24 protein-coding genes are annotated in these 26,352 nt (G+C 63.2%); 11 read left to right on the forward strand and 13 right to left on the reverse strand.

Annotated features, from left to right (window positions below):
- Positions 1-43 precede the first annotated feature (43 nt).
- The gene (locus EY713_RS17525) at positions 44-1,402 is read left to right on the forward strand and encodes a M23 family metallopeptidase (protein ID WP_131117325.1); all 1,359 of its coding nucleotides are present in this window, start codon (positions 44-46) and stop codon (positions 1,400-1,402) included.
- A 172-nt stretch (positions 1,403-1,574) separates the two neighbouring features.
- A complete protein-coding gene (locus EY713_RS17530; protein ID WP_165491179.1) occupies positions 1,575-2,780 on the forward strand; it encodes a patatin-like phospholipase family protein in 1,206 nt (401 codons plus the stop codon).
- A gap of 65 nt (positions 2,781-2,845) precedes the next feature.
- Here EY713_RS17530 and prfB read toward each other — a convergent pair.
- A protein-coding gene (gene prfB, locus EY713_RS17535) for a peptide chain release factor 2 (RefSeq protein ID WP_131117330.1) occupies positions 2,846-3,974 on the reverse strand; the annotation gives its coding sequence in 2 pieces (ribosomal slippage) (positions 2,846-3,904 and positions 3,906-3,974; 1,128 coding nt in all).
- A gap of 96 nt (positions 3,975-4,070) precedes the next feature.
- Complete coding sequence (locus EY713_RS17540; RefSeq protein ID WP_131117333.1) at positions 4,071-5,717, reverse strand: acyl-CoA dehydrogenase family protein; 1,647 nt, start codon at positions 5,715-5,717, stop codon at positions 4,071-4,073.
- A 332-nt stretch (positions 5,718-6,049) separates the two neighbouring features.
- On the opposite strand from EY713_RS17540, the gene EY713_RS17545 reads away from it, so the two are divergent.
- Positions 6,050-6,343, forward strand: coding sequence for a hypothetical protein (locus EY713_RS17545; protein ID WP_131117336.1), 294 nt, complete (start codon positions 6,050-6,052; stop codon positions 6,341-6,343).
- 51 nt (positions 6,344-6,394) lie between these two features.
- On the opposite strand, the gene gatB is transcribed toward EY713_RS17545, so the two are convergent.
- The 4 genes from gatB to gatC all read right to left on the reverse strand — a co-directional run bounded on the left by gatB (position 6,395) and on the right by gatC (position 10,085).
- Positions 6,395-7,879, reverse strand: coding sequence for an Asp-tRNA(Asn)/Glu-tRNA(Gln) amidotransferase subunit GatB (gene gatB / locus EY713_RS17550; RefSeq protein WP_131117339.1), 1,485 nt, complete (start codon positions 7,877-7,879; stop codon positions 6,395-6,397).
- A 10-nt stretch (positions 7,880-7,889) separates the two neighbouring features.
- Complete coding sequence (locus EY713_RS17555) at positions 7,890-8,210, reverse strand: chorismate mutase (RefSeq protein WP_245572770.1); 321 nt, start codon at positions 8,208-8,210, stop codon at positions 7,890-7,892.
- On the reverse strand, positions 8,198-9,682 hold the full coding sequence (gatA, locus tag EY713_RS17560; RefSeq protein WP_131117341.1) for an Asp-tRNA(Asn)/Glu-tRNA(Gln) amidotransferase subunit GatA: 1,485 nt from the start codon (positions 9,680-9,682) through the stop codon (positions 8,198-8,200). The genes EY713_RS17555 and gatA overlap by 13 nt, the downstream gene beginning before the upstream one ends.
- A 115-nt stretch (positions 9,683-9,797) precedes the next feature.
- Complete coding sequence (gatC, locus tag EY713_RS17565) at positions 9,798-10,085, reverse strand: Asp-tRNA(Asn)/Glu-tRNA(Gln) amidotransferase subunit GatC (RefSeq protein WP_131117344.1); 288 nt, start codon at positions 10,083-10,085, stop codon at positions 9,798-9,800.
- Between the two features lie 183 nt (positions 10,086-10,268).
- On the opposite strand from gatC, the gene ruvX reads away from it, so the two are divergent.
- Positions 10,269-10,769: a Holliday junction resolvase RuvX gene (ruvX, locus tag EY713_RS17570; protein WP_131117347.1), complete on the forward strand. Its 501-nt coding sequence runs from the start codon at positions 10,269-10,271 to the stop codon at positions 10,767-10,769.
- Between the two features lie 93 nt (positions 10,770-10,862).
- A complete protein-coding gene (locus EY713_RS17575; RefSeq protein ID WP_131117350.1) occupies positions 10,863-11,141 on the forward strand; it encodes a hypothetical protein in 279 nt (92 codons plus the stop codon).
- A 3-nt stretch (positions 11,142-11,144) separates the two neighbouring features.
- Here EY713_RS17575 and dprA read toward each other — a convergent pair whose 3' ends face one another.
- The 4 genes from dprA to EY713_RS17595 all read right to left on the reverse strand — a co-directional run bounded on the left by dprA (position 11,145) and on the right by EY713_RS17595 (position 15,292).
- A complete protein-coding gene (gene dprA, locus EY713_RS17580; RefSeq protein ID WP_245572771.1) occupies positions 11,145-12,413 on the reverse strand; it encodes a DNA-processing protein DprA in 1,269 nt (422 codons plus the stop codon).
- Positions 12,410-13,021 (reverse strand): glycerol-3-phosphate 1-O-acyltransferase PlsY, encoded by a 612-nt coding sequence (gene plsY, locus EY713_RS17585; RefSeq protein ID WP_131117353.1) that lies wholly within the window; start codon positions 13,019-13,021, stop codon positions 12,410-12,412. Before plsY ends, dprA begins: the two co-directional genes overlap by 4 nt.
- Positions 13,008-14,261 (reverse strand): dihydroorotase, encoded by a 1,254-nt coding sequence (gene pyrC, locus EY713_RS17590; protein ID WP_131119905.1) that lies wholly within the window; start codon positions 14,259-14,261, stop codon positions 13,008-13,010. The genes plsY and pyrC overlap by 14 nt, the downstream gene beginning before the upstream one ends.
- A 74-nt stretch (positions 14,262-14,335) precedes the next feature.
- Complete coding sequence (locus EY713_RS17595; protein ID WP_131117356.1) at positions 14,336-15,292, reverse strand: aspartate carbamoyltransferase catalytic subunit; 957 nt, start codon at positions 15,290-15,292, stop codon at positions 14,336-14,338.
- A gap of 196 nt (positions 15,293-15,488) precedes the next feature.
- Here EY713_RS17595 and topA point away from each other — a divergent pair, with 196 nt between their 5' ends.
- The 5 genes from topA to rpmG all read left to right on the forward strand — a co-directional run bounded on the left by topA (position 15,489) and on the right by rpmG (position 22,575).
- Positions 15,489-18,197 (forward strand): type I DNA topoisomerase, encoded by a 2,709-nt coding sequence (gene topA / locus EY713_RS17600; protein ID WP_131117359.1) that lies wholly within the window; start codon positions 15,489-15,491, stop codon positions 18,195-18,197.
- Between the two features lie 115 nt (positions 18,198-18,312).
- On the forward strand, positions 18,313-20,670 hold the full coding sequence (gene rnr / locus EY713_RS17605) for a ribonuclease R (protein ID WP_131117361.1): 2,358 nt from the start codon (positions 18,313-18,315) through the stop codon (positions 20,668-20,670).
- Entirely contained in the window at positions 20,670-21,074 is a 405-nt protein-coding gene (locus EY713_RS17610) for a DUF983 domain-containing protein (RefSeq protein WP_131117364.1), read from the forward strand. The genes rnr and EY713_RS17610 overlap by 1 nt, the downstream gene beginning before the upstream one ends.
- Positions 21,075-21,102: 28 nt before the next feature.
- Complete coding sequence (locus tag EY713_RS17615) at positions 21,103-22,287, forward strand: MFS transporter (protein WP_165491180.1); 1,185 nt, start codon at positions 21,103-21,105, stop codon at positions 22,285-22,287.
- A 120-nt stretch (positions 22,288-22,407) separates the two neighbouring features.
- Positions 22,408-22,575 carry a 50S ribosomal protein L33 gene (gene rpmG / locus EY713_RS17620; protein ID WP_131117370.1) on the forward strand — a complete coding sequence of 56 codons (168 nt, stop codon included), beginning with the start codon at positions 22,408-22,410 and terminating at the stop codon, positions 22,573-22,575.
- Positions 22,576-23,151: 576 nt separating this feature from the next.
- Here the strand turns inward: rpmG and EY713_RS17625 are convergent.
- Together EY713_RS17625 and EY713_RS17630 are read right to left on the reverse strand one after the other, a co-directional pair.
- Positions 23,152-24,522, reverse strand: a complete 1,371-nt coding sequence (locus EY713_RS17625) for a PleD family two-component system response regulator (RefSeq protein ID WP_131117373.1) — start codon at positions 24,520-24,522, stop codon at positions 23,152-23,154.
- A 10-nt stretch (positions 24,523-24,532) separates the two neighbouring features.
- Entirely contained in the window at positions 24,533-24,904 is a 372-nt protein-coding gene (locus tag EY713_RS17630) for a response regulator (protein ID WP_131117376.1), read from the reverse strand.
- A gap of 211 nt (positions 24,905-25,115) precedes the next feature.
- Between EY713_RS17630 and EY713_RS17635 the strand changes: the two genes are divergently transcribed.
- Positions 25,116-25,451 carry a DUF3572 family protein gene (locus tag EY713_RS17635; protein WP_131117379.1) on the forward strand — a complete coding sequence of 112 codons (336 nt, stop codon included), beginning with the start codon at positions 25,116-25,118 and terminating at the stop codon, positions 25,449-25,451.
- 9 nt (positions 25,452-25,460) lie between these two features.
- Here EY713_RS17635 and EY713_RS17640 read toward each other — a convergent pair whose 3' ends face one another.
- Positions 25,461-26,315, reverse strand: a complete 855-nt coding sequence (locus tag EY713_RS17640; RefSeq protein ID WP_245572772.1) for a cell envelope integrity EipB family protein — start codon at positions 26,313-26,315, stop codon at positions 25,461-25,463.
- Between the last annotated feature and the right edge of the window lie 37 nt (positions 26,316-26,352).

Consider the following 26,352-nt stretch of genomic DNA (forward strand, 5'->3'; position numbering starts at 1 on the left):
ACGCGGTGATCTGAACGCCTCGGCCTCTCCGCAGGATCAGTTCATGTCACCGCTTCCAATCGGGACCGCCGTTCCCTCGTCTCGATCTCGCTATGTCGTGTCGATCGTGCGAGGCACCTCGCATCGCGGGTTTACGGTGCGGGTCGACCTCGCCTGGAGCGTGATCGGGCTTCTGATCGGCATGGCTTGCGCGGGCGTGGGTGCGGGCCTCTACCTCGCCTGTCATGACGATATGGTCGCGTCCCTCATGGCCGAACACGCCAGCATGCAATATGGCTACGAGGATCAAATCGCGGCGCTCCAAAGCCAAATCAAACACGATGCCGGGCGCGGTCGCGTTCAACAGAGCAGCCTCGATACAGAGATGCGGGCCCTCACGATCCGGGCGGAGCGGCTCGAGACGCGATCGAGCCTGCTGGGACAATTGGCCGAAGCAGCGGGCGCCGCACGACCTCAATCAGGTCGCGCGAGCCATGACCCGGCCGTCGCAATTCGGACAACGATCCAGGAGTCCGCAGCCAGCGCGATCGACAATCCGCTCAGCTCCCCCTCGCCAGCGGTCGCGCCGGTCGTCAGCGGTTCCGATGTCACGGGATCGATCCGCGACATGCCGACCGATGCGGGTGGCGTGGCATCATCCGGCGACGATGAAACGGCATCGATTGGTCCAGGGGGTGTGAACAGCGCTTTGGCGGATGTGGCAGAGGCGCTGGAGCGGGTCGATGCGTCGCAATATCGCGCCATTGCGGCCGTCGATCAGACCGCCCGCAAGACATCCGACGACATCGTGTCGATCGTGGCGGCGTCCGGGCTTTCGGCGGCTCGGCTGAAAAGCGCAACTCCGGTCGATGCGCCGCTCGGCGGACCCTTCGTGGCCTTGCCGGTCGATCGTCTCGACGCACGGTTCGGATCGGCACTGGCGAGCCTGCAGGCTGACGTCGCGAACACGCGGCAGCTTGTGGCCAGCCTCCCGCTCCTGCCCTACGGGGCTCCGGTCCAAGGCGTTCTGGACGTGACATCGCCGTTCGGGCCGCGTCTGGATCCCTTTCTAGGGCGACCTGCCTTGCATACGGGCGTCGATCTTCGTGAAGCCTATGGCGCAGAGGTTCGATCCACCGCGGCCGGACGCGTCGTGACCGCAGGGGCCACCGGAGGATATGGCACGATGGTCGAGGTCGATCACGGCAACGGTCTCTCGACCCGCTACGCACATCTCGCCTCGGTTCTTGTCACACCAGGTCAGCGCGTGGCCCGTGGCGACGTGCTCGGTCATGTCGGAGCGACGGGACGCGCGACAGGACCGCACCTCCACTACGAGACCCGCATCGATGGCGAAGCCGTCAACCCGACCCGGTTTCTGGAAGCGGGCCAGCGCCTCGCCGCCTTGCATCTCGCGCCCTAAAACCGTCCGGCATTGTCTCATGAATACGACAGGCCGGTCGAATTAGTCGCTCATCCCCGCCGCCGAGCAAGATATGAGGAACAAACTTCAGTAACACTCGACTTAAGCTACGCTTGCACGGCGCTCTCATTTGCCAGAAAGCATGAGCGCGGGGCTCGAAATGGGTGGATCGATGATCGTTCGACGTGGTTCTGTGCTGGGCATCATCATAGCCTCCAGCGTTGCGCTTGCTGGCTGTACGTCCACAGAATTCGCCCGCATTCCCTATACGGCCTCCGAGGCTGCGATGGCCGAAATCCCCGGCATGTCGAACGTGCGCTTCTACGGCGATACCTCGGCGTCCGTGTTCGACAGCTTTACGACATCGACCAAAGGCGTCGCGGTCAAAACGGGCCCGGTCAACTATCTCGCGCTGTCCGGCGGCGGCGCCGATGGTGCGTTCGGGGCCGGCCTGTTGCATGGCTTGACCGAAACCAATCGACGTCCAGATTTCACCATCGTGTCGGGCGTCAGCACCGGCGCCCTGATGGCGCCCTTCGTGTTTCTCGGACCATCCTACGATGACACGCTCCGCGATCTCTACACGGGTGATTTGGGCGCGGGCCTGATTAAGAACGTGAACCTTCTCAACGGTGTCTTCGGTAACGCGCTGGTCGAAAACGACAAGCTCGGCCGTCTCGTGAGCAAATACGTCGATCAGACCATCATGGACCGCGTTGCGGAAGAGCATCGCAAGGGACGGCGATTGTTCGTGGCGACCACGAATCTCGACTCGCAACGGTCGGTCGTGTGGGACATGGGCGCGATTGCGACAAGCGGCTCACCCAATGCGCTCTCGCTCTTCCGACAGGTCTTGACGGCATCAGCCTCGATCCCAGGCTTGTTCCCGCCTCGCCTCGTCAGTGTCGAGGCAGGTGGACGCGAGTTCAAGGAGATGCATGTCGACGGGGGCACCATTCAGCAGGTTTTTGTGGCGCCCGATGCTGTCCTGTTCGGCGAGCAGAAGGACCGTCCGTTCCCGCAGCTCAAGAATCTCTACGTGCTGCTGAACAACAAGGTCGACCCGGTTTTTCAGGTGGTCGACAACAATGTGTTGAAGCTCGGCACACGCTCGCTATCCACCATTCTGAAGCGTGAGGTTCATAACAACGTCCAGGCCGCCTACGCCTATGCCCGGCGACACAACGTTGGCTTCCACATGGCCTCGATCGAGGCGGATGTGAGCGAGGAAGGCTCAAACACCTTCGATCAAGCTTACATGAAGAGCCTCTATGCCTATGGGATCGAGCAGGGCAAGGGCGCCAATCCTTGGACGGATGCCCCCACCATGTCGGTGCGTCCGTTGGCCAGCAACCGGAAGCTGACCGCTCAGAAGTGAGAAGCGTGTCCCCGGCTCGGATCGATCGAGCCGGGAACCCGGTGCCTTACTCGGCACCCGATGACTTAATCAACGTCCTCGACCTCGACAGTACGGCCCGACAGCCGATGCGCGAGCGCGGCCTCCATAAACGGGTCGAGGTCGCCGTCCAGCACGTCGTCCGGCGTTCCTGACGTCACACCGGTCCGCAGGTCCTTGACCAACTGGTAGGGCTGCAGAACGTAGGACCGGATCTGGTGACCCCAGCCGATATCGGTCTTTGACGCCGCGTCGGCGTTGGCCGCGGCTTCGCGTCGTTCGAGTTCCGCCTCATAAAGCCGGGCTCGCAACATGTTCCAGGCGGTCGCGCGGTTCTTGTGCTGCGATCGCTCGTTCTGACAGGCCACCACGATGCCGGAAGGCATGTGCGTTATCCGCACCGCCGAATCGGTGGTGTTGACATGCTGACCGCCGGCGCCCGACGACCGATAGGTGTCGATGCGGCAGTCGGTTTCCTTCACGTCGATGTCGATCCGGTCGTCCACCAGGGGATAGACCCAAGCCGACGCAAAGCTCGTATGCCGACGCGCCGCCGAATCGAAAGGCGAAATCCGCACGAGACGATGCACGCCCGACTCGGTCTTCAACCAGCCGTAGGCATTATGGCCCTTGACCAGCAGCGTCGCGGACTTCAGTCCGGCTTCGTCACCGGCCGTTTCCTCGACAACCTCGACCTTGAACTTATGCCGCTCCGCCCAGCGGTAGTACATGCGGAACAGCATGCGGGTCCAATCCTGGCTCTCGGTTCCGCCGGCCCCCGAATGGACCTCGATGAAGGTGTCGTTTGCATCGGCTTCGCCGGCCAGCAAAGCCTCGATCTGGCGACGTGCCGCATCGGCCTTGAGGGCCTTCAGTTGATCGATCGCTTCCTTTTCGACCCCGACATCATCTTCCTCTTCGGCGAGTTCGACCAGCATGATGGCATCGTCGAGATCACGCTCGAGGCGTGTCACGCCGCCCAGCCGATCTTCGAGCTCGGTGCGCTCGCGCATCAGTTTCTGGGCGAGTTGCGCGTCGTTCCAGAGCGCAGGGTCTTCGGATTTGGCGTTTAATTCGGCGAGGCGACGGGTTGCAGTATCGACGTCAAAGATGCCTCCTCAGCAGCCCTACGGACTGCTTGATGTCTTCGACGAGCTGCAGCGGTTCAGCGCGCATGGGTGCTCAATCTGGTTTGGGGACGACGACCATATGGCCGCCGGGAGGCCGGACCCTAAAGCAGGACGCCCTGCCCCTCAAGGCGAAAGCCCTGACCTAGCACAATGTCTGCCGGTCCATGATGGCGACGAGGTCGACATTGCATGCCAGCGCGCCGTAGCTGAAAGCGTGATCGGGCGCGATCCGGGCCATACAGAAGGCATCCGACACGGCCGATGGCGCGTAGCGGATCAGCAGCGCGGCCTGCAACATCACGGCCATTCGCTCCACAAGATGCCTCGCACGGGCTTCAGCGGGCGCCGTCTCGCTCATCGCCTCGCGGAGGATCTGCGCCGCACTATCGAAAGCCGCATGGATCCCGAGCGCGGGCGCCAGTTCGGCCTCGTAGGCTGCGCGGGCCGCCGGCTCCCGCGCCAGGGTCCGCAAGACATCGAGAGCGATGACATTGCCGGAGCCCTCCCAGATGGCGTTGAGCGGCGCTTCTCGGTAGAGGCGCGGCATCGGCCCGTCCTCGACGTAACCGGCGCCACCCAGACATTCCATCGCCTCGTAGACGAAGTTGGAGCAGCGTTTGGTCAGCCAATATTTGGCCAGCGCCACGCCGAGGCGCGCAAAGGCACGTTCGCTCTCGTCGGTCGCAGAAAAGGCGCGAGCGACACGCATCACCAGCACGACCGCGGCCTCGTAATCGAGCGCGAGATCGGCCAGCACCGCCGTCATCAGCGGGTGTGCGATCAAGGGTTTGCCGAAAGCCATCCTGCGCGACGTGTGATGCACGGCTTGGGACAGAGCGGCCCGCATGATGCCGAGCGTGCAGGCGATCGTTCCCAGCCGTGTGTGATGCACCATATCGATGATGACTTTGACGCCACTCCCTTCCGGCCCAAGCCGGAAGGCGGCCGCATCTTCATATTCGATTTCGGCTGAGGCGTTGGATCGATTGCCCAGCTTGTCCTTTAGTCGCATGAGGCGAATGCCATTGCGCGTGCTGTCTGGTGCGATGCGCGGCACGAGAAAGCACGTCAGACCGCCCGGCGCCTGAGCCAAGGTCAGGAACCCGTCGCTCATCGGGGCCGAACAGAACCACTTGTGCCCTGTCAGCCCGTAGGTTCCGTCCTGCCGCGCGTCGGCTCGGGTTGTATTCGCGCGGACATCGCTGCCGCCCTGCTTCTCGGTCATGGCCATGCCGAGCGTGACGCCGGCTTTACCCTCGATCGGCCGCAAGGGCGCGTCGTAGCAACCGCTTAGCACCTTGGCGATCCAGGCTGCTGTCAGGTTGGGCTCGACCCGTAACGCTGGCACGGCCGCATAGGTCATGTTGATGGGGCACATCGTTCCGGCTTCGCTCTGCGCAAAAACCGCCAGCAAAGCCGCATGGGCGACGTGACCGCCAGGCTGACGCGTCGTCCAGGCAAGGCTGTGGATCTCGTGGTCGGTCGCAAGCGCCATCAGCGCATGATAACTCGGGTGGAACCGGACCTCGTCGATCCGCCGCCCGAACCGGTCAAAGCTCGTGAGCTCTGGCGGGAACCGGTTCGCATCCTGCCCAAGCGCCACCACGGCTTGCGATCCGACGACCGCCCCAAGCCGCATCGCGCGCTCGTCCAGCCACGCCCCCGCCTCCCGCAGCACGGCCTCGCGGAGCGCGATGTCGTCGGCATAGAGGTTACGGTCGACGAGGTCGCCCGGCTGGTTGCCGACGTCGTGAGTCGCAAGATGTGTGGTCGGTGCGAAAGGCGACATGCGAACGCTCTCCCGGCGCGACGGAAGCAGTCTCGCCCGATGGGCTGACGCATTGTTTCACCCTGCCTGCCGATGTGCAACGGATCGAGGCGGCGCCCACCTGACAGAGACGCTCTGGTGTCCTCAACGCCGTTAGGGCATAAGCGATCGACTTTTTATAAACCGCTGCCCGCCCCACCCCGATCGCGCTGACGCCACATTTTTCCCGGCAAACACCTGCCATGGGTGCCGCGACCGCGAGCGGACGAAGAACGGCAGAATCTCACTCCTCTGCGATCGTAGGTATGATGTTGCGTTACTGTGGATTGCCGTTGGTTCTTGTTGCGATGTTGATGTCCGGCGCTGACGCGGGCGCCGCCACACCAGGCGCTCCAGGCAAATCGGGTGCGCCTGCTGGAGCGCCTGCCGGGGGTGCAGCGGCCGCGTCCGGCCGATCGAGCCAAGGCGGTTCCTCCGCGATGCCGCGTGCCCCAGCCGCTCCGACCGGAGCGGTCGCGCCCCAGGACGCAGCGGCGCGAGCCCGCATGCATGAATGCGGGCATCAATGGTCGACCATCAAGAAGGCCGGCAATGCCGGGTCGATGACCTGGAAGGAGTTTTCCTCCACCTGCCTCATCGTGAAATAGGCCGAAGCAGCGAAGCGCCCTCTCGGGCCTTCGCTTAATGTGTGAGCGAGATTAGATGCCCAGCTTGGCCTTCAGCACATCGTTGACGGCCTGAGGGTTGGCCTTGCCGCCGGTCGATTTCATGACTTGACCCACGAACCAGCCGAGCATCGTCGGCTTTGCCTGCACTTGGGCGACCTTGTCGGGATTTCCCGCAATGATCGCGTCGACCGCGGCCTCGATGGCTCCCGTGTCGGTGACCTGCCGCAGGCCGCGCCGCTCGACGATCTCACGCGGGGCATGGCCACGGTCCTCGCCGGCCATCAGGAGCAAGATGTCCTTGGCGATCTTGCCCGAGATCGTGCCGTCGGCAATCACGTCGACGAGTTCGGCGACCTGAGCGGCCGTGATGGCCGAAGCCGCCACGGAGGTTCCAGCCGCATTGGCCGAGGCTGCGACATCGCCGGTGATCCAATTCGCCACGAGCTTCGGGTCGCGGCCCTGCGGCTCATGCGCGACAGCCTGCTCATAATAATCGGCGAGTTCCCGCTCGGCCACTAAGACGCTGGCGTCGTAGGGCGACAAGCCATGCTGCTGCATGAAGCGCGCCTTCTTGGCATCCGGCAATTCCGGCAGATCGGCCGCAAGCGCCGCTACGAAAGCGTCGTCGAATTCAAGCGGCAGCAGATCGGGGTCGGGAAAATAGCGGTAGTCATGCGCTTCTTCTTTCGATCGCATCGAGCGGGTCTCGCCCTTGGCGGGATCGAACAGCCGCGTTTCCTGGTCGATGCTGCCGCCATCTTCTAGAATTGCGACCTGGCGCCGGGCTTCTGTATCGACAGCCTGCCCGATGAACCGGATCGAATTGACGTTTTTGATCTCGCAACGCGTGCCCAGCGGGTCGCCCGGACGGCGCACCGAGACATTGACGTCGGCACGCAGGCTGCCCTTCTCCATGTCACCATCGCAGGTGCCGAGATAGCGCAGGATGGTGCGGAGCTTCGTCACATAGGCTTTCGCCTCGTCGGCCGACCGCATGTCGGGCTTCGACACGATCTCCATGAGAGCGACGCCGGAACGATTGAGGTCGACGAAGCTCGCGGTGGGAGACTGATCGTGCAGCGATTTGCCGGCATCCTGCTCGAGATGCAGGCGTTCGATGCCGACATGGAACTGCTCGGTCGGGGTCAGATCGACCACGACCTCGCCCTCGCCGACGATCGGGCTCTTGAACTGCGAAATCTGATAGCCCTGCGGCAGGTCAGGATAAAAGTAGTTTTTGCGGTCGAAGCTCGACCGCTTGTTGATCTGCGCTTTGAGGCCGAGCCCGGTACGAACCGCCTGCGCGACGCAAGCCTGGTTGATAACCGGCAGCATGCCCGGCATCGCGGCATCGACGAGCGACACATGGGTGTTGGGCTCGGCCCCGAAGGCGGTCGAGGCGCCGGAAAACAGCTTGGAATTCGAGGTGACCTGGGCATGGATTTCCATGCCGACCACGATCTCCCAGTCGCCGGTCGCGCCGCGCAGCAGCTTGTCGGAAACGGACGTTGCCATGGGGCTCTCCTTATTTGGTCGGCTTGGTCGAGTGCGCCATATGCTGCTCCTCGAACGCGATGGTCCATTCGATCACGGTCCGCCAAACCGCTTCGGCGAGATCGGGCGGGCAGGTCTTGGCTTCGGCATGGGCGCGCACACGCGCCACGACCGCCTCGACGCGATCCGGCAACCGAGCCGGGATCTCGTGCTGTTCTTTGACGTCAATCACCTCGCGAACGATACGGACGCGCTCGGCGAAAAGATCGACGAGGGCGACATCGATCGCGTCGATACGCTCACGCAGCGGCGCCAGGATGGTTGTTTCGGCGCCCGGAATCACGCCGCCCACCACGCATCCGGCAGATGCACCTTCGGGGCGGCCTGCTCGATGACCTCGGCGAGGGAAAATAAAGTTTCCTCGTCGAAGGGGCGGCCGATCAACTGCAGGCCGAGCGGCAAGCCATCGGCGGATGATCCACCCGGCACCGCAATGCCGGGCAGGCCCGCCATATTGACCGTCACGGTGAACACGTCGTTCAGATACATCTCGACCGGATCGCCGCTGCCCTTTTCACCGACCGCGAAAGCGGCCGAGGGAGTCGCCGGGGTCAGCAGCGCGTCGACACCAGCGGCATAAACGGTCTCGAAGTCGCGCTTGATCAAGGTGCGGATCTTTTGCGCCTTGACATAATAAGCGTCGTAATAGCCGGCCGAGAGCACATAGGTCCCGATCATGATGCGGCGGCGGACTTCCTTGCCGAAACCGGCCGCGCGAGTCTGGCCGTACATGTCGCCGATATCGCGGCCAGGCACGCGGAGCCCATAGCGCACCCCGTCATAGCGCGCGAGATTGGACGATGCTTCGGCCGGCGCCACGATATAATAGGCCGGGAGCGCATATTTCGTATGCGGCAGCGACACGTCAACGATCGTGGCGCCCGCGTCGCGAAGCCATGCGATCCCCTGGTGCCAGAGCGCCTCGATCTCGGCCGGCATCCCGTCGATGCGGTATTCCTTTGGAATGCCGATCGTCTTGCCCTTGACCGACGAACCGACCGACGTCTCGTAATTCGGGACCGGAACATCGACCGAGGTCGCGTCCTTCGGGTCGTAGCCGGCCATCGACCGCATCAGAATCGCTGTATCGCGCACGTTGCGGGCGATCGGACCCGCCTGATCGAGCGAGGACGCGAACGCGACCACGCCGTAGCGCGAGCAACGGCCGTAGGTAGGCTTGATCCCGACCGTCCCCGTGAAAGCGGCCGGCTGCCGGATGGAGCCGCCCGTATCGGTCGCGGTTGCGCCGAGGCAGAGGCGCGCCGCAACCGCTGCCGCCGACCCGCCGGAGGAGCCACCCGGCACCAAGGCAGCGTTTTGGCCGGGCTTGCGCCAGGGCGAGGTCACCGGACCGAAATGGGAGGTCTCGTTCGACGATCCCATGGCGAATTCGTCGAGGTTGAGCTTGCCCAACATGACGGCACCGTCGCGCCACAACTGCGACGAGACCGTCGATTCGTAGGGCGGGACAAAGTCGCGCAGGATGCGGCTGCCGGCAGTCGTGGTGACGCCTTTGGTGCAGTAAAGATCCTTGATGCCGAGCGGGATGCCTTCGAGCGGACCACCCTCTCCGCGCGCCAAAGTCGCGTCCGATTTCGCCGCCATCTTGCGCGCGATCTCGGGCGTTTCAGTCACGAAGCCGTTGAGGCTGCGGGCCGCCTCGATGGCGCCGATATAAGCGTCGGTCAATTCAACGGCCGACAGCGACTTCGACACAAGAGCATCGCGCGCTTCGGCAAGCGTCAGCCGGGTAGGATCGGTCATATAGGTCGTCCATCGAAACGCTGCGGAATAATCGTCGGGATCGACCATCCGAGCCGGAAATAAAGATGCGTCGATGATCGATCGAGCATGGCGCGGCAGAAGGGCGGCTGCGGCGCTACTCGATCACCTTCGGCACGACGAAATAATGATCCTCGCTGACGGGAGCATTGGACAAAACCGCATCGACGATCTCGCCGTCGGTCACGACATCCGGGCGCCCGCGCATTTGCATCGGCATAACGGAGGTCATCGGTTCCACACCCTCCACGTCGACGGCATCGAGTTCGGCGACGAAGTTGAGGATCGCGTTAAGCTCGCCTTGCAGGTGCACGGCCTCGTCCTCGGGCAAGGCGATCCTGGCCAGGGTAGCGATGCGACGCACGGTGAGCAGATCGACCGACATGATCATCCTTCTTGGGCCAAAACGACTGCGATGGGGTCGTCTCGCGCCACGACCTCGACCGAACGGCCGGGTAACGGGGAACATGCGCGACGCGCATGTCAACGGAAACCGGCTATATCATCGCCATGTCGAGCGGAGCAATGGCGGAGACGAATCGCATCCGCGCCGAAGAGGATCATCATCATGGCGTCAGCCATTATTACGGTCGAGGACCTGCCAGCGTGCCTCGGCTTCAACCAGCGCGTGATCGGCATCGACCTCGGGACAACGACGATCGGACTCGCCCTGTCTGACGTCGAACGCAGCATCGCGACGCCGCTGGAAACGATTCGCCGCACCAAATTTACCAAGGATGTCGAGCGGCTCGCTGCGATCATCGCTCAATATGGCGTGGCCGCGATCGTGATCGGCTTGCCGCTCAATATGGATGGATCGGAAGGCCCGCGGGTTCAGTCCACGCGGAGTTTCGTGCGCCAGATCAACCCGATGATTCCGCTTCCGGTCTGCTTCTGGGACGAGCGGCTCTCGACAGCGGCCGTGACCCGAAGCCTGATCGACCAGGACGTGTCGCGCGCGAAACGTTGCGAGGTCGTCGATAAGATGGCGGCCGCCTACATCCTACAAGGCGTTCTCGATCGGCTGCGGCATCTCGCTCGGGCCGAGACTGCGCTCAAACGCGATTGAGCGACGGGGTCTTTGCAACCCGCACGAATGCGTTTAGATCAACAACCGCCGGTTGCAAATGTCGACGACTAGGCGCTGCGATGAGAGAGCTGCATGCCTTCGTCATCTCCTGCCTCTCGAACGCGTGTCGCGGTGTCTTACGACCCCGTTCAATCGGGCTTGCCGATGTCCGACTATCCTCGTGTGGTCGCCGAAACCTTGTTCGATCGCTGTTCCGACTTGATCGACCTTGCCGAGAAAGCCGATCTCAAAGTCATGGCGTGTCTGCTTCACATGGCGCGCGTGGAGGCCGAGTTGCTCCGTCACAAAGCCAAGGCGGCCGAGCGTCTCGTGGCCTGCACCAGCAACGCCACGCAGCACGTCATCGCATGAGCGTTACGCCGGGCTGACGAGCGACACGAGATTAGCGCCCTGTCGCTGGATCGTCCCTTCGATTTCGAGCTCCATGAGAACGGATTGCACCTGCCGGACCGGCAGCCCCGAGACACGCGCGACATCGTCAATCGACAGGGGAACACTGCCGAGAAGATCGAGCACGACGCTTTTGAGGTTCGGCGCGGACGTTGGGAGCCGTGCGGATCTCTCGTCGTCAGCCTCGGCGTTCAATAGCGTTTGAGACGTCTTTGGCGCCTGCCCGATCGATAGCGGCCATGCCGGTGCGGGGTCGTCAGCAGTGTGCACGTCTGGCGACAGCTCCAATCCGTCGAGTTCGTCCCACAGTGGATCGTTGTCGAAGCCCCAACGCCCCGTCTCGTTCATGCCAGGAGCGGATTGGCCAGCGACGGTCATGCCGACCAGCCCTTCGAGCACGTCCTCGGCGCTGGTGCAGAAGGTCGCGCCGTCCTTCAGAAGCGCATTCGGGCCCTCGGCGCGCGGGTCGAGCGGCGAGCCCGGCACCGCGAAGATTTCCCGCCCCTGCTCGTTAGCAAAGCGGGCGGTGATCAGCGAGCCGGACCGTCGCGCGGCTTCAACGACGATCAATCCCAAAGCCATGCCCGACACGATGCGGTTGCGGCGCGGAAAGTCGCGGGCGCGCGGTTCCCAGGTCAGCGGCATCTCGGACACGACGGCCCCATGCTCGGCGATGCGATCGACGGTGCCTGCATGTTCGCTCGGGTAGATGCGGGCATGTCCGCCCGCCAGGACCGCAACCGTCCCGGTCTCGAGGCTGGCCAGATGCGCCTTGATGTCGATGCCGCGTGCGAGACCCGAAACGACCACGTAGCCGGCCTCGCCGAGACCGCGCGCCAACCGTTCTGTCATGACGAGGCCCGTCGCCGACGCGTTCCGGGAGCCGACCATCGCGACCATCGGGCGCTGCAGGCTGGCGAGGTTGCCTTTGACCGCCAGCATCGGCGGCGCGGTGTCGATAGCGCGCAACGAAGCGGGATAGCTCGGCTCGCAGAGCGCCAGGAAATGAACGCCGGCACGGCGCGCGGCTTCCATTTCGGTCTCGATGTCACGGACGGGCGCGATTTTGACCGAGCGGCCCCCGAGGCCCGGCAGCGCTTCCAGCGCCTTGCCGGCCGTGCCGAACCTTGCCATCAGGCCGAGAAACGTGCGCGGGCCGATATTCTCGCTGCGGATCAGGCGCAGCCAATCGAACCGATCCTGATCCGATAGGATCTGGAGGTCGGGTGTCACGCCGTCTTGCCGATCTTGCCTTCTTGTCCAGCCACGAGCCGCGCAATGTTGGCGCGGTGCATGATCCAGAGCAGAATCGCGATCATGAGGAACACGCTCGCGGCCCGTTCCTGCCCCCAGATCCAGAGCGCCAGAGGCGCGATTGCGCTGGCCACGAGAGCCGATGCGGATGAGTAGCGCGTCGTCACGGCCACCAGCAGCCAGCAAGCGACGAAGACGAGGCCCACCGGCCAGAAGACCCCGAACAGACAGCCCAGGAAGGTCGCAACGCCCTTGCCTCCGCGAAAGCCGAGCCAGACCGGGAAGACGTGACCGAGAAATGCGCCGCAGGCTGCGGCAAGGCTCGCATCGAGGCTCCCCGTGGCGTAGCGCAGGATCAGCACCGCGACGGTTCCCTTCAGAGCGTCCAGCAGCAGCGTCGCAGCCGCCAGATCCTTGCGCCCCGTCCGCAGCACATTGGTGGCGCCGATATTGCCCGACCCGATGGTACGGATGTCCGAGGTACCGGCAAGCCGCGTGAGCAGCAGGCCGAACGGGATCGCGCCAAGCAGGTAGCCGACCACGAGAGCGATCAGCAGCGTCAACGGAGCGGCGTCAAGCGACGGCATCGTGGCTCCGCACATCGGCGGAATGAACGATCCGCCCGGCCAGCACGGTGGTCTTGACGCGACCTTCCATCCGAGCGTCCTCGAAGGGGGTGTTGCGGCACCGCGAGTGCAGCTTGTCGCGATCGACCACGTAAGGTTCCTCGGGATCGAACCGGATGAGGTCGGCCGGTGCGCCGACCGCGAGACGACCCTGCGGCAAGCCAAGCAGCTTGGCGGGGCCGATGGTCATGCGGGCCAGCAGATCGGGCAGATCGATCGCCTCGGCATGGACGAGCCGAAGCCCGGCCGACAGCAGCGTCTCGAGCCCGATCGCACCCGGCTCCGCTTCGGCGAAAGGCAACCGCTTGGTCTCGACATCCTGCGGATTGTGATCGGACACCACCACATCGATCAGCCCGGACGCCACAGCTTCGACGAGCGCCAACCGTTCGTCCTCGCTTCGCAGCGGAGGCGACAAGCGCAGGAACGTGCGATATCCGCCGATGTCGTTTTCGTTCAGGGTGAGGTGGTTGATGGTCGTGCCGCAGGTCACGCGGAGACCATCCTGTTTCGCGGCCGCGATGATGTCGAGCGATTGCCGACAACTCACGATGGCGGCGTGATATCGCCCGCCGGTCAGCGCGACGAGGCGAATGTCGCGCGCCAGCACGATGCTTTCGGCTTCTTGCGGTATGCCGGGTAAGCCGAGACGACTGGCGAACTCGCCTTCGTTCATGACACCACCAGCCGCGAGATCGATGTCCTCGCAATGGTGCATGATCAGGGCATCGAAATCGCGCGCATAGGTCAGGGCGCGCCGCATCAAGCGGGCGCTCGCGATCGAGCGTGCCCCATCCGAAAACGCGATGGCACCGGCGGCCTTGAGGAGCCCGATCTCGGCAAGTTCAGATCCGTCTCGTCCGCGCGTGAGTGCCGCGACCGGTAAGACGCGCACCCGACCCGTATCGCGGGCTCGGCGTTGCAGAAAATCCACGACGGCCGGATCGTCGACGGCCGGATGCGTTTCCGACGTGGCAATGATGGTCGTCACACCACCGGATGCCGCTGCCGCCGTCGCGCTCGCGATGGTCTCGCGGTGCTCCGCACCCGGTTCGCCGACAAAGGCGCGGCAATCGATCAAACCCGGCGACACGACGTCGCCGTTACAGTCGACCACGACGCAATCCGTCGGCAAGTCGCTGCCCGTCACGGCCCCGATCGCGACGATAGCGCCATCGCGAACCAGCACCCCGCCGCGCATCTCGCGCCGCGACTCGGGATCGATCAGCCGGCCATTGATGAATGCTAGCGGTCGCTCGGCGGCATGAGGTTGCGTCACGCGGCGCCTCCCGGCAGATGCTGAGCCAGGGCTTCAAGCACCGCCATGCGAACCGCGACCCCCATCTCGACCTGCTCGCGGATCAGCGATTGAGGTCCGTCGGCCACCAGCGTGTCGATCTCGACACCGCGATTCATCGGACCCGGATGCAGCACGAGAGCATCGGGCTTGGCCCATTTCAGCCGTTCTTCGGTCAGGCCAAAGAAGCGGAAATATTCGCGGGCCGAAGGCACGAAGCCGCCATTCATCCGCTCACGCTGCAGGCGCAGCATCATCACGACATCGGCGCCGTCGAGGGCGCGATCCATATCGGGGACGACCTCGACGCCCATCCGTTCGATGCCGACCGGCATCAGGGTCGAGGGACCGGAGACGCGCAAGCGAGCCCCGAGAGCCGCGAGCAGAAGGATGTTGGAGCGAGCGACTCGCGAATGCAGGATGTCGCCGCAGATCGTCACGATCAGTCCGGCGATGCGGCCTTTGTTGCGACGGATCGTTAGTGCGTCGAGCAGCGCCTGCGTCGGATGTTCATGCGCGCCGTCCCCGGCATTGACGACCGAGCAATCGACCTTGCGGGCGAGCAGATGGACGGCGCCGGCTTGGTGATGACGCACCACGATGATGTCGGGCCGCATCGCATTCAGCGTGATTGCCGTATCGATCAGCGTTTCGCCCTTCTTGATCGAGGAGGCCGCCACCGCCATGTTCATGACATCGGCACCAAGCCGCTTGCCCGCGATTTCGAACGACGATTGCGTCCGGGTGGACGCCTCGAAGAACAAGTTGATCTGGGTGCGTCCGCGAAGTGTGCTGCGCTTCTTTTCAACCTGCCGGGACACATCGACGGCGCGGTCGGCAAGGTCCAGCAGCGCTTCCAGCGCCAAGGGCGAAAGCCCCTGGATGCCGAGAAGATGGCGATGCGGAAAAACTGGGGCTGGGGCTGCGTCCGTCATTGAAGGCTTGTCTAAAGAGGGACGATGACGGCCGCAAGGATTCTGGTCGAGGCGCGTGTCGTGAAACACGGGTTCGGTCATTTGACTTGCACCCGACCTGCCCCCATCTTCCGCCGCGCTCGCTCGTTATTTCGTTCTCGGGCTATCGCTTTCCGTTACAGCGTCTCCGCCAGGGGACAAAAGGACCGGTCCTCTAATGAACCTCGTCATCGTCGAGTCGCCGGCGAAAGCGAAGACCATCAACGAATATCTTGGCCGCGACTATCAGGTTCTGGCCTCGTTCGGCCACGTCCGCGATCTTCCGGCCAAGGATGGTTCCGTCGATCCGGAGCAGGATTTCGCGATGCTGTGGGAGGTCGACGGCAAAGCCTCAAAACGTCTCTCCGACATCGCTCGTGCCACGAAGGATGCCGACAAGGTCATCCTCGCGACCGATCCGGATCGCGAGGGCGAGGCCATCTCCTGGCACGTTCTGGAGGTGCTCAAAGCCAAGAAGCTGCTGAAGGGCAAGACGGTCGAGCGCGTTACCTTCAATGCCATTACGAAGAACGCGGTGCGGGACGCGATGGCGCATCCGCGTGAGATCGACCAAGCGTTGGTCGATGCCTATCTGGCGCGGCGGGCGCTCGATTATCTCGTCGGCTTCAATCTCTCGCCGGTCCTGTGGCGCAAGCTCCCCGGGGCCCGCTCGGCGGGCCGCGTGCAATCGGTGTCGCTGCGGCTGGTCTGCGACCGTGAGAGCGAGATCGAGCGCTTCGTCACGCGCGAATATTGGTCGCTGGTGGCGCATCTCCGCACCGCGCAAAACGTCGCTTTCGAGGCCCGTCTGACGGGCGCCGACGGCAAAAAGATCACGCGGCTCGATATCGGCACCGGGGCCGAAGCCGCTGCCTTCAAGGCTGCGCTCGACACGGCGGACTTCAAGGTCTCGTCGGTGGAGGCGAAACCCGCCAAGCGGCACCCCTTCCCGCCGTTCCGCACCTCGACGCTGCAACAGGATGCCTCGCGCAAGCTCGGGTTCTCTCCGGCTCGCGCGATGCAGATCGCGCAGAAGCTGTACGAGGGCGTCGCGATCGATGGGGAGACCGCCGGTCTCATCACCTATATGCGGACGGACGGCATCGACATGGCGCCGGAGGCGATCGCCAGCGCCCGGAAGGTCATCGGCGACCTGCATGGCGCGCGCTATGTGCCTGCCGCGCCGCGCAAATATACGGTCAAGGCAAAGAACGCACAGGAAGCCCACGAGGCGATCCGCCCGACCGACATGAGCCGCCTGCCGCGCGATGTCGCGCGCTACCTCGAACCCGAACAGGCGCGCCTCTACGAACTGATCTGGAAGCGCACCATCGCGAGCCAGATGGAATCTGCCGAACTCGAACGCACTACGGTCGATATCGCGGCCGTGGCGGCCGGACGCACGATCGAATTGCGAGCGACCGGTCAGGTCGTCAAGTTCGACGGCTTTCTGGCGCTCTACCAGGAGAATGACGAGGACGACGGTGAGGATGCGGGACGGCTTCCGGCCATGCAGACCGGCGAGACGCTTGCCAAAGACCAGATCATCTCGACCCAGCATTTCACCGAGCCGCCGCCGCGGTTCACGGAAGAAGCTTTGATCAAACGCATGGAAGAGCTCGGCATTGGCCGTCCGTCGACCTATGCGTCAACGCTCGCGGTGCTGAAGGACCGCGAATATGTCCGGCTCGACAAGAAGCGGTTGATTCCCGAGGACAAGGGGCGACTTGTCACGGCGTTTCTCGAATCCTTCTTCAATCGCTGGGTCGATTACGAATTCACGGCCAATCTCGAGGAACAGCTCGACAGAGTGTCGAGCTCGGACATCGAATTCAAGCAGGTGCTGCGCGACTTCTGGCAGGACTTCAACGCCGCGATCGGCGAGACGAAAGACCTGCGGACTACGCAGGTGCTCGACAATCTCAACGAATTGCTCGGCCCCATGGTATTTCCGGCCAAGCCGGATGGTAGCGACCCCCGCGCCTGCCCGCATTGTGGCACGGGACAATTGTCGTTGAAGCTCGGCAAGTTCGGCTCGTTCATCGGTTGCTCCAACTACCCCGAGTGCAAGTTTACCCGCACGTTGACGCAGACGGGCGGCGAGGCGGCCGGTGCCCCGGGCGACAAGCCCGGTCAGCGTCTGCTCGGCACCGATCCGCAAACCGGGCTCGAGGTGACGATGCGCGACGGGCGATTCGGCCCCTATCTGCAACTCGGCGACGGTGAAAAGCCGAAACGATCGTCGCTACCCAAGGGCGTCGGCCCGGCCGACGTCGATCTCGACAAGGCGCTCATGTTGCTGTCCTTGCCGCGCGAGATCGCCAAACACCCAACGAGCGGAGAACCGATCCTGGCCGGGATCGGCCGCTTCGGTCCCTATGTCCAGCATGGCAAAACCTACGCGAATCTCGGCCAGGACGACGACGTTCTCGAGATCGGCGGCAACCGCGCCATCGATCTGATCGTCGCCAAAGAGAGCGGTGTCGGGGGCGGGCGATTTGGACGGGCCGCGCCCGCCGGACGTGTGCTTGGCGACCATCCCAGTGGTGGCCCGGTGACGGCGCGAGCCGGTCGGTATGGTCCTTACGTTAATTGGGGCAAGGTCAACGCGACGCTGCCGAAAGACATGACCGAGGCGAGCGTGACGCTCGAAGATGCGTTGCGCTTCATCGAAGAAAAGGGTGGCGCTGCTCCGGCAAAGGCCAAGACGGCCCGGAAGCCCGCTGCGAAGCCGAAATCCGCAAGCGCCAAGACTGCAGCGAAAAAACCCGCGACCGGGGCGGCTGCGCCGAAGACCGCCACGGCCGCCAAGGCAGCTGCGGCCAAACCGAAAGCCACCGCGGCCAAAAAACCCGCCGCGAAGGCTCCGGCCCGTAAAACGGCCTGACACGAGGCTGAGGCGACATCACGCGGGTCGCGTTTTGCGTCTGCTCCATTCCGTGGGACAGTCGCAATGCCCGGTCGCGTTGCTATCTCTGGCTGCAGGACGACCATGTGGCCTCATGCCAAAGCAGAAGATCGTGACCGAACAAGCGCCGCCCGGACCCACCAAGGACGACATTCTCGCCTTCATCAAACGCGAAAAAGTCGCTGCCGCTTCGGCGGGCCGCAGCGCACCCTTGGCGATCGGCAAGCGTGAGATCGCCCGCGCATTCGGGATCAAGGGCGACGCGGCGCGAATCGAATTGAAGCAACTCTTGAAAGAGATGGAGCAGGACGGCGTCGTCGAGCGTCGCCATGCCCGCTTCGAACGAGCCGGAGCACTGCCCACAGTGCTCGCAGTCGACATCGTGGGCCGCGACAGCGACGGCGATCTGGTGGCCAAACCCGTCGATTGGGACAGCGCAACCCACGGGGTTGCGCCTCGCATTCTGTTGCATGTTCCGCGCAAGTCCCGCCCCGGCCTGCCGGCGCCAGGGGTCGGGGATCGGGCTCTGGTCCGCATCGAGACAACGACTGAGGCCCCATCGAAGACCCCCGTTGTGATCGGTCGCATCATCAAACTGCTGGCCAAGGCGCGGTCGCGCATCATCGGCGTGTTTCGAGATCGCGCGGATGTCGGCCTGCGGGTTTTGCCGACCGACAAGAAGAATTCCCAAACCGAATATGTGGTGCCTGCCGAATTCCGCGCCGACGCTGAGGACGGCGACCTCGTGTCGGTCGAGCTTCTCGGGCGCGGCAATAGCTTCGGGCTGCCGATCGTCAAAGTCGTCGAGCGGCTCGGCTCGATCAACAGCGAGAAGGCCATCAGCCTGATCGCGATCCAGACCCATCACATCCCGAACGTGTTCCGCCCCGCCGCGCTGACCGAAGCCGAGGCGGTGCGTCCGCCAACGCTGGCGGGGCGCGAGGATTGGCGCGACCTGCCGCTCGTCACCATCGATCCGCCCGACGCGAAAGATCACGACGACGCGGTCTATGCGGTGCCGGATGACGCCCCCGACAATGAAGGCGGTCAGATCGTCACCGTCGCGATCGCGGATGTCGCCTCGGTGGTCCACCCCGGTTCGGCACTCGACCGGGAAGCGCTCGATCGCGGCAATTCGGTTTATTTCCCGGACCGTGTCGTGCCGATGCTTCCCGAACGGATTTCCAGCGATCTCGGCTCGCTCAGGCCGCTCGAAGATCGGCCGGCGCTTGCGGTCAGGATGGTGCTTGGTCCCGACGGGCGGAAGATCCGGCATACGTTTCATCGCGTGATGATGCGGTCGCACGCCAAGCTCAACTATGCTCAGGCGCAAGCCGCGATCGATGGTCGTCTGGACGACATCACGACCCCGATCCTCGACACGATCCTGCGTCCGCTCTGGGCGGCTTATGCGACCGCCAAACGCGCACGGGACGATCGGTCTCCGCTCGATCTCGATCTGCCCGAACGCAAGATCGTGCTGAAGCCGGACGGCACGGTGGACCGCGTCATGGTTCCGGAACGGCTCGATGCCCATAAGCTGATCGAGGAGTTCATGATCCTCGCCAATGTCGCGGCTGCCGAAACGCTCGAAGCCAAGCGGCAGGTACTGATCTACCGGGTGCATGACGAACCATCGATTGAGAAGCTGAATGCGCTAGCGGAGTTTCTCGGCTCGATCGGCATCAAGCTCGCGAAGGGCCAGGTTTTACGGCCGATCCAGTTCAACGGGATTCTTGGGCGTGTGAAGGGCAGCGATAACGAACATCTCGTCAATGAGGTCGTGCTCCGCTCGCAGGCGCAGGCCGAATATTCGGCTGAAAATTATGGACACTTTGGCCTCAACCTGCGGCGTTACGCTCATTTCACCTCGCCGATCCGCCGCTACGCCGACCTGATCGTCCATCGCGCCCTCATCAAAGCGCTCGACCTCGGGGCGGACGGGTTGCCGGAGATGGGCCTCGGCGAATTGGCCGAGATCGCAACCAAGATTTCGGCGGCCGAGCGACGGGCGATGGCGGCCGAGCGCGAGACGATCGATCGACTGATCGCCACCTATTTGGCCGATCGGATCGGTGCGACCTTCGCGGGCCGGATTTCAGGCGTGACCCGCGCTGGGCTTTTCATCAAGCTGAGCGAAACGGGCGCGGACGGCTTCGTGCCGGCGAGCCAACTCGGCGACGAATATTTTCGCTTCGACGAGGCGATGCGGAGCATGGTCGGCACGCAGACCGGCACGACATATCGGCTTGGCGACATCGTCGAGGTCAAGTTGGTCGAAGCCGCGCCACTGGCCGGAGCGCTCCGGTTCGAGATCGTCAGCGAAGGCCGTCGCCGCAAATTATTGGGTAAAAGCAAACATCCCTCGGGAATGACGATCAAGAGTGGTCGGCTCGAGGCGAAGAAACGCGCCAAAGCCGCTCAGCGCAATCTCGGCAAGGGCCGTTCGTGATGACGATACTGAACCTTCGCGACGAGACCCGCGACACCATGACGTCGCTGAAACGCGGCGTCGTCGGTCGCTGCCCGCGTTGCGGCAAAGGCCACATCTTCCGCGCCTATCTCAAGGTGCAAGACCAGTGCGAGGTTTGCGGCGAGGACCTGCATCACCATCGAGCCGACGATGCACCACCCTACATCACCATCCTGATCGTCGCTCACATCATGGGGTTCATCATGCTGGTCGTGCTGACGGCCTATGAGGACATCCCGTTCTGGATCCAGATGACGCTTTGGCCCGGGCTCGTGCTGGCCTTGTGTTTGACACTGCTGCCTCGCATCAAGGGAGCGTTGATCGGTCTGCAATGGGCCCAGCGCATGCATGGATTTGGCGGAGAAACGGATCCGATCGGATGAGTCGCCCGTCCGATCGCCACGACCGCCGATGACCGAACTCGCACAACCGAACATCGGACAGCCGCCGCTGTCGCGAACCGCGACGCTTGTGGCCGCCATCGCGACCATTACGCTCGTGGGTATCGGCCTTTCGCTCTCTGTCGCCCTTCTTGCGATCCGCATGGAGGAGGCCGGATATTCGTCGGCCGCGATTGGACTCAGCACCTCGGTGTCGGGGCTCGCCAATGTGATCGGCGCTCCAGTCGTGCCGCGCCTCGCACGCATGTTCGGCGTGCAGGGCTTGCTCTATATCGCCATCGGCGTCGGTGCCATCACGCTGCTGACCTTTTCGGCAACGCCGATCGGCCTGTGGATCGCCCTGCGTTTCGTCTTCGGCGCGGCGCTGGCGATCCTCTTCGTGATGAGCGAATTCTGGATCGTGTCGGCTTCACCCGCGCAGAGACGGGGCCTGATCACCGGCATCTACGCCACCTGTCTGGCGCTAGGCTTTGCGGCCGGTCCCGCCATTCTGGGCCTGACCGGAACCTCCGGCAGCCTGCCGTTTTGGACCGGCGCCGCCCTGATGCTCCTCGGTTTGGTCCCGGTCGCGGTCGCTGGGCGATCTACGCCTGCGGTCGAAAAATCCGCGAAGCTCTCGCTTCTCGTTCTCATCCGCACCGTGCCGCTGGCGACGGCAGCCGCTTTCGTGTTCGGGGTGTTTGAGACCGCGTCCATGAGCCTGTTTCCGGTCTATGCCTTGCGGCTTGATCTCTCGGCTGGTGTCGGGGCAGCCTTGATCAGTTGCGCGGCGCTCGGCAACGTCGTGTTCCAGATCCCGCTGGGGCTGGCTGGCGATCGCCTATCGCGCAGGGTCGTCCTGCTGTTTTGCGGTCTCAGTGGCGTTCTCGGCGCGCTCGGCATGATGCTGGTCGGCTCAAACGTTGTCGGGCTCTGTCTCGTGGTGTTCCTATGGGGCGGGCTCACGGCCGGTCTTTACACCGTCGGCCTTGCCTTGATCGGCGATCGATTCAAAGGCGCCGAACTGGCCGCAGCCAGCGGCGCTGTCGTGATGCTCTACTCGGTGGGCCTCGTGGTGGGGCCTCCGGTGCTCGGACAGTTGATGGATTGGCGCCTCAGTGGTCTGCCGCTCGGCTTGTTGACGCTCTTCGCGCTCTACGTGGTGCTGGCATCGTACAAGCTTCTCAAAACGCGCTGGAGTGGCCGCGAGACTTGACTTTGAGCCGTTCAGATTTATGGTCCGGCCACATAACGGCGCGGGTATGTCATCCGCGCCGGTTTGCGTATTATCGGGTTTGGCCGCGTCACGCCGCCCAGTTGCATTCGGGATAGAGTCATGGCTAAGGCCGCAACCATCAAGATCAAGCTTCTCTCGACCGCCGACACCGGCTTTTTCTACGTGACTGAAAAGAACGCACGGACCAAGACCGATAAGTTTTCGTTCAAGAAGTATGACCCGGTCGCTCGCAAGCACGTCGAATTCAAAGAAACGAAAATCAAGTAAGTCACACAGGCCCGCTCTGCGGGTCGATAACGATCGACGGCCCCGCAAAGTCGGGGTCGCAGGCTCTTCAAGCCGATCGACTTCATACGAATCCGTCGCGACTGGCTAAGGCTTATGTCGCGAAGCACGCTGGGTTCGCTTGGCGTAAGCGCTCGCATTCATCCGTCCGACGCTTAAAGGCTGCGCGCTGCCAATCCCGCTTTGAGGCGAAGCGCCACCGATTTTCAGGTCTGCGCGTCGAGATCATGAAGAAGGAGGCCGGCCGGAAGTGACGACGAGGAGGCCACTCCTGTCACTTCCGAACCGGCCAACCCCACGGACCCAGGAGATGCGGCGGACCTGAGCACCCCGTAGGGTATTTGAAGACGATTTCCATCGTCTTGTATCTCGTGCGGCGGGGCAAACGGTCGGCAAGCGATCGACGCTCCCGTCCCAGTTCCCGCTCGAAAATAACCTGTGCCTCGAGATTTGCAATCAGAGTCCGACGCTAAGGTCAAACTCATCGATCATTTGAGTTAATGCTGAGGCAATGCGCCTCCAGGCTCCCTTCGGCTGAAAGCCTTTGCGCCACGCCCGTTACGCCGCATGCGCCGACACCATATTGCGGCCGCCGCGCTTCGACCGGTAGAGCGCCAAGTCGGCCCGCTTGAACAACGTCCCGGGATCCGAATCACCACCACGATCGGCGATACCGATCGACACCGTGATCGACAGCGTTCGGGTCCCCCGTTCGACAGGAAAAGCCGAATGGCCGACCGCGCTTCTGACCCGTTCGGCGACGAGTTCGGCAATTTCGATATTGGTCTCAGGGAGAACGATGATGAACTCCTCACCGCCAAGGCGACACATGACATCGCCCGCTCGGATCACCTTCTTGACGCGCGACGCGAAGCCCCGCAGCACCTCGTCGCCGACATCATGTCCGAACGTGTCATTGACGCTCTTGAAGTGATCGAGGTCGACGATCATCATCGAGAGAGGCTTGCCTCGACTGGCCGCATTAGTCATCAGCGCTTTCAGGTGACTTTCGAGATAGCGCCGATTGTTGAGACCGGTGAGCGAATCCACCACGGCCATTTCGATCGAAGTTCTCAATTGCTCGCGCAAGCTGTCGGAATATCGTTTCCGTCGAACCTGCGTCGCGACCCGCGTGAGCAGTTCGGTACGGTCGATCGGGCGATTGACATAATCATTCACGCCGATATCCAGCCCGCGCAGGATCCGGGCCTTGTCGTCATGGCCCGCGATGAGCAGGATCGGCAGCTGACGGGTTCGTTCGAGAGAGCGCAATTGGCCGCAAAGGCGGAGCGCATCATAATCCTGCAGCCCAAGACTGACGATCACCAGGTCATAATCATCTCTGACCGTGCGAAGCAGCGCGTCTTCAGGCCGACGTTCGATCGTAAGATAATGAGCGCTCGCGAGCGTGATCGCGAGTCGCTCGACCGAGTCGAGCTTGTCATCAACGAGCAGCACGCGTCCGCCAAGCCCGATGTCATCGGCCACGTTCGGCAGCGCGCCGGCAACCCCAAGAACCGCGACGGCACTCGCCCGGCTGCGTAATTCGTCGAGCACCACCTTCAGCCGTGTCAGCGAGCGCACGCGGGCCAGGAGTGCGACCTCATCGATCGGCTTGGTGAGGAAATCATCAGCCCCGGCCTCAAGACCTTTGATCCGGTCGGCGGCCTCGTCGAGCGCCGTGACCATCATCACAGGAATATGAGCCGTTGCCGGATTGGCTTTGAGCCGTCGACAGGTTTCAAAGCCGTCCATGTCGGGCATCATGACGTCGAGCAGCACGAGATCGCAGTGATCGTGCTCGCAAAGGCGCAGTGCTTCTGCGCCGCTGGTTGCGGTCAGGACGTCGAAGTATTCCGCCGAGAGGCGAGCCTCGAGCAGTTTAACGTTCGGGAGAAGATCGTCGACGACAAGAATACGCGCGGTCATCGGACAGCCTTCACCGATCCTCGAGATAATTGCGGACAGTTTCGAGGAACTTGACCACCGAAATCGGCTTGGACAGATAGGCCTCGCAGCCGCCCTGGCGGATCTTCTCCTCGTCCCCCTTCATGGCAAAAGCCGTGATGGCGATGACGGGAATCGACCGTAACTCGTCATCATCCTTGAGCCATTGGGTCACCTGCAGGCCAGAGACCTCGGGGAGCTGAATGTCCATCAGAATGAGATCAGGCTTGTGTTTCCGCGCAAGGCCAACGGCCTCCACGCCATTCCGGGTCTGAACAGTGTTGTAGCCGTTCGCCTCGAGGAGGTCACTGAACAGCTTCATGTTCAGCTCGTTGTCTTCTACGATCAGAACTGTCTTTGCCATCACGCCCAAGCCTTTGTTTCCCCGGATTGGACAAGGGCGGGCCCCTCTCTCAAACCGTGTCGATCGTTCTCGACAAGCCTGAGCTTCACTCAGTCGGCGCAACGATCATGATGTCTTCGCGACGCGAATTCATCGACATCGACGCTGCCTTGAGGCGCTTCCAACCACACGAATAGGTTAGATTGAAGACATTGACGAAAGGAAAATCCAAGTGACGAAAAGACCGGATATGCGGCCGTTCGCGACCCGATCGACATCCGGTCCCGCCGCCCTCCGGCTCGATGCCGAGGCTCTGGCTGCCACCACTTTAACGTTCCTGGCAGCGGATCCGGACCGGCTCGGCGATTTTTTAGCCACCAGCGGCATTACGGTCGATAGCATCCGCGATGCGGCGGGCCAGCCCGGATTCGCGACCGAGATCCTCACCTTTCTGGCCAGCCGTGACGATCTCATCGTCGAACTCGCGGCTCAGGAGCGCTGGCGGCCAGAGGATCTTGGCGCCGCCCTCGTCAAGCTCGAGGGTGATCGCGGGTGGGATGGCGCCTGACAAGACCGTTCAATTCTTGCACGGTGTGTCGGGCATCAATTTCAGATCCGTCAAATCGCCGGCCAGAACGAAATCGCCGTAATCGAGGCGAAGCGCCCGCGAGATGCCGTTCTCGTAGAGATCGAACGACAGGACGTAGTCGGGGGCAGAATCCGTCTTCGACGCATCAAAGTAGCTGATCGCCACCGGCCACCGGTGGACCGTCTTCAAGGCGTCGATCTGCGCTGCCTTCTCGGCTGGCGGGACATCGGTTTGGGTGCCGATCACCGTCAACGTATTGAAAACCTTCTTGCCGGTATCGGACCCATCGAACACCGCCGCCGTGAGGATCTTGCCGCCCGCCTTGGCGGTCGCCACGACTTTCTTGAGATGCTCGGTCGGAAATAAAACTCCAGACGCAAGGTCGATCTTCTCGGGTTTCGGCTGCTGCAACGCGACCGAGACATCGCCATCGGCAGATTTATGCGCTGTTCCGTTGATGTCGCCTGGACCGGACGAATCGCCCTTGGTCGCGACCCGGAACCGATAGTCGTGAGAATCCCCGCCCTCGAAGCTGGCGGTCTGCATCTCCGAAACCCGCGACTCGCCTTCCTGCGGCTGTAACGCCGTCATTTGGCGAAGCGTCATCGCATAACCATCGCAGGCGGAGCCGGTGAAGTCGTAGGACAACAGCCCGTCGACCGCCTCCGGTGCCTTCGCGCCAGACGCCTTCAACAAGCTGAGCTTGTACACCGCATGATGAGCCGCGAGCGGCATGATGGATTGAACCTCGGCGGCGGAGGCCGGACCACTCGCGACCGCTTGAACGAAGGCGCCCAAAGCGAGAATGCGCGCCGCATGGCCGAAAGCGGAAGGATGTCTCACCGGGTTACTCCAGAACTGCGGGGTCGGAACACAAGTT

Source organism: Lichenihabitans psoromatis (assembly GCF_004323635.1).
GTDB classification, from domain to species: domain Bacteria; phylum Pseudomonadota; class Alphaproteobacteria; order Rhizobiales; family Beijerinckiaceae; genus Lichenihabitans; species Lichenihabitans psoromatis.

What these genes read in the sequence shown, in the direction of transcription:
- EY713_RS17525 (WP_131117325.1), top strand. Translation starts at nt 44, where the DNA reads ATGTCACCGCTTCCAATCGGGACCGCCGTTCCCTCGTCTCGATCTCGC.
- EY713_RS17530 (WP_165491179.1), top strand. Translation starts at nt 1,575, where the DNA reads ATGATCGTTCGACGTGGTTCTGTGCTGGGCATCATCATAGCCTCCAGC.
- EY713_RS17540 (WP_131117333.1), bottom strand. Translation starts at nt 5,717, where the DNA reads ATGTCGCCTTTCGCACCGACCACACATCTTGCGACTCACGACGTCGGC.
- EY713_RS17545 (WP_131117336.1), top strand. Translation starts at nt 6,050, where the DNA reads ATGTCCGGCGCTGACGCGGGCGCCGCCACACCAGGCGCTCCAGGCAAA.
- gatB (WP_131117339.1), bottom strand. Translation starts at nt 7,879, where the DNA reads ATGGCAACGTCCGTTTCCGACAAGCTGCTGCGCGGCGCGACCGGCGAC.
- gatA (WP_131117341.1), bottom strand. Translation starts at nt 9,682, where the DNA reads ATGACCGATCCTACCCGGCTGACGCTTGCCGAAGCGCGCGATGCTCTT.
- gatC (WP_131117344.1), bottom strand. Translation starts at nt 10,085, where the DNA reads ATGTCGGTCGATCTGCTCACCGTGCGTCGCATCGCTACCCTGGCCAGG.
- ruvX (WP_131117347.1), top strand. Translation starts at nt 10,269, where the DNA reads ATGGCGTCAGCCATTATTACGGTCGAGGACCTGCCAGCGTGCCTCGGC.
- EY713_RS17575 (WP_131117350.1), top strand. Translation starts at nt 10,863, where the DNA reads ATGCCTTCGTCATCTCCTGCCTCTCGAACGCGTGTCGCGGTGTCTTAC.
- plsY (WP_131117353.1), bottom strand. Translation starts at nt 13,021, where the DNA reads ATGCCGTCGCTTGACGCCGCTCCGTTGACGCTGCTGATCGCTCTCGTG.
- pyrC (WP_131119905.1), bottom strand. Translation starts at nt 14,261, where the DNA reads ATGCGCGGCGGGGTGCTGGTTCGCGATGGCGCTATCGTCGCGATCGGG.
- EY713_RS17595 (WP_131117356.1), bottom strand. Translation starts at nt 15,292, where the DNA reads ATGACGGACGCAGCCCCAGCCCCAGTTTTTCCGCATCGCCATCTTCTC.
- topA (WP_131117359.1), top strand. Translation starts at nt 15,489, where the DNA reads ATGAACCTCGTCATCGTCGAGTCGCCGGCGAAAGCGAAGACCATCAAC.
- rnr (WP_131117361.1), top strand. Translation starts at nt 18,313, where the DNA reads ATGCCAAAGCAGAAGATCGTGACCGAACAAGCGCCGCCCGGACCCACC.
- EY713_RS17610 (WP_131117364.1), top strand. Translation starts at nt 20,670, where the DNA reads ATGACGATACTGAACCTTCGCGACGAGACCCGCGACACCATGACGTCG.
- EY713_RS17615 (WP_165491180.1), top strand. Translation starts at nt 21,103, where the DNA reads ATGACCGAACTCGCACAACCGAACATCGGACAGCCGCCGCTGTCGCGA.
- rpmG (WP_131117370.1), top strand. Translation starts at nt 22,408, where the DNA reads ATGGCTAAGGCCGCAACCATCAAGATCAAGCTTCTCTCGACCGCCGAC.
- EY713_RS17625 (WP_131117373.1), bottom strand. Translation starts at nt 24,522, where the DNA reads ATGACCGCGCGTATTCTTGTCGTCGACGATCTTCTCCCGAACGTTAAA.
- EY713_RS17630 (WP_131117376.1), bottom strand. Translation starts at nt 24,904, where the DNA reads ATGGCAAAGACAGTTCTGATCGTAGAAGACAACGAGCTGAACATGAAG.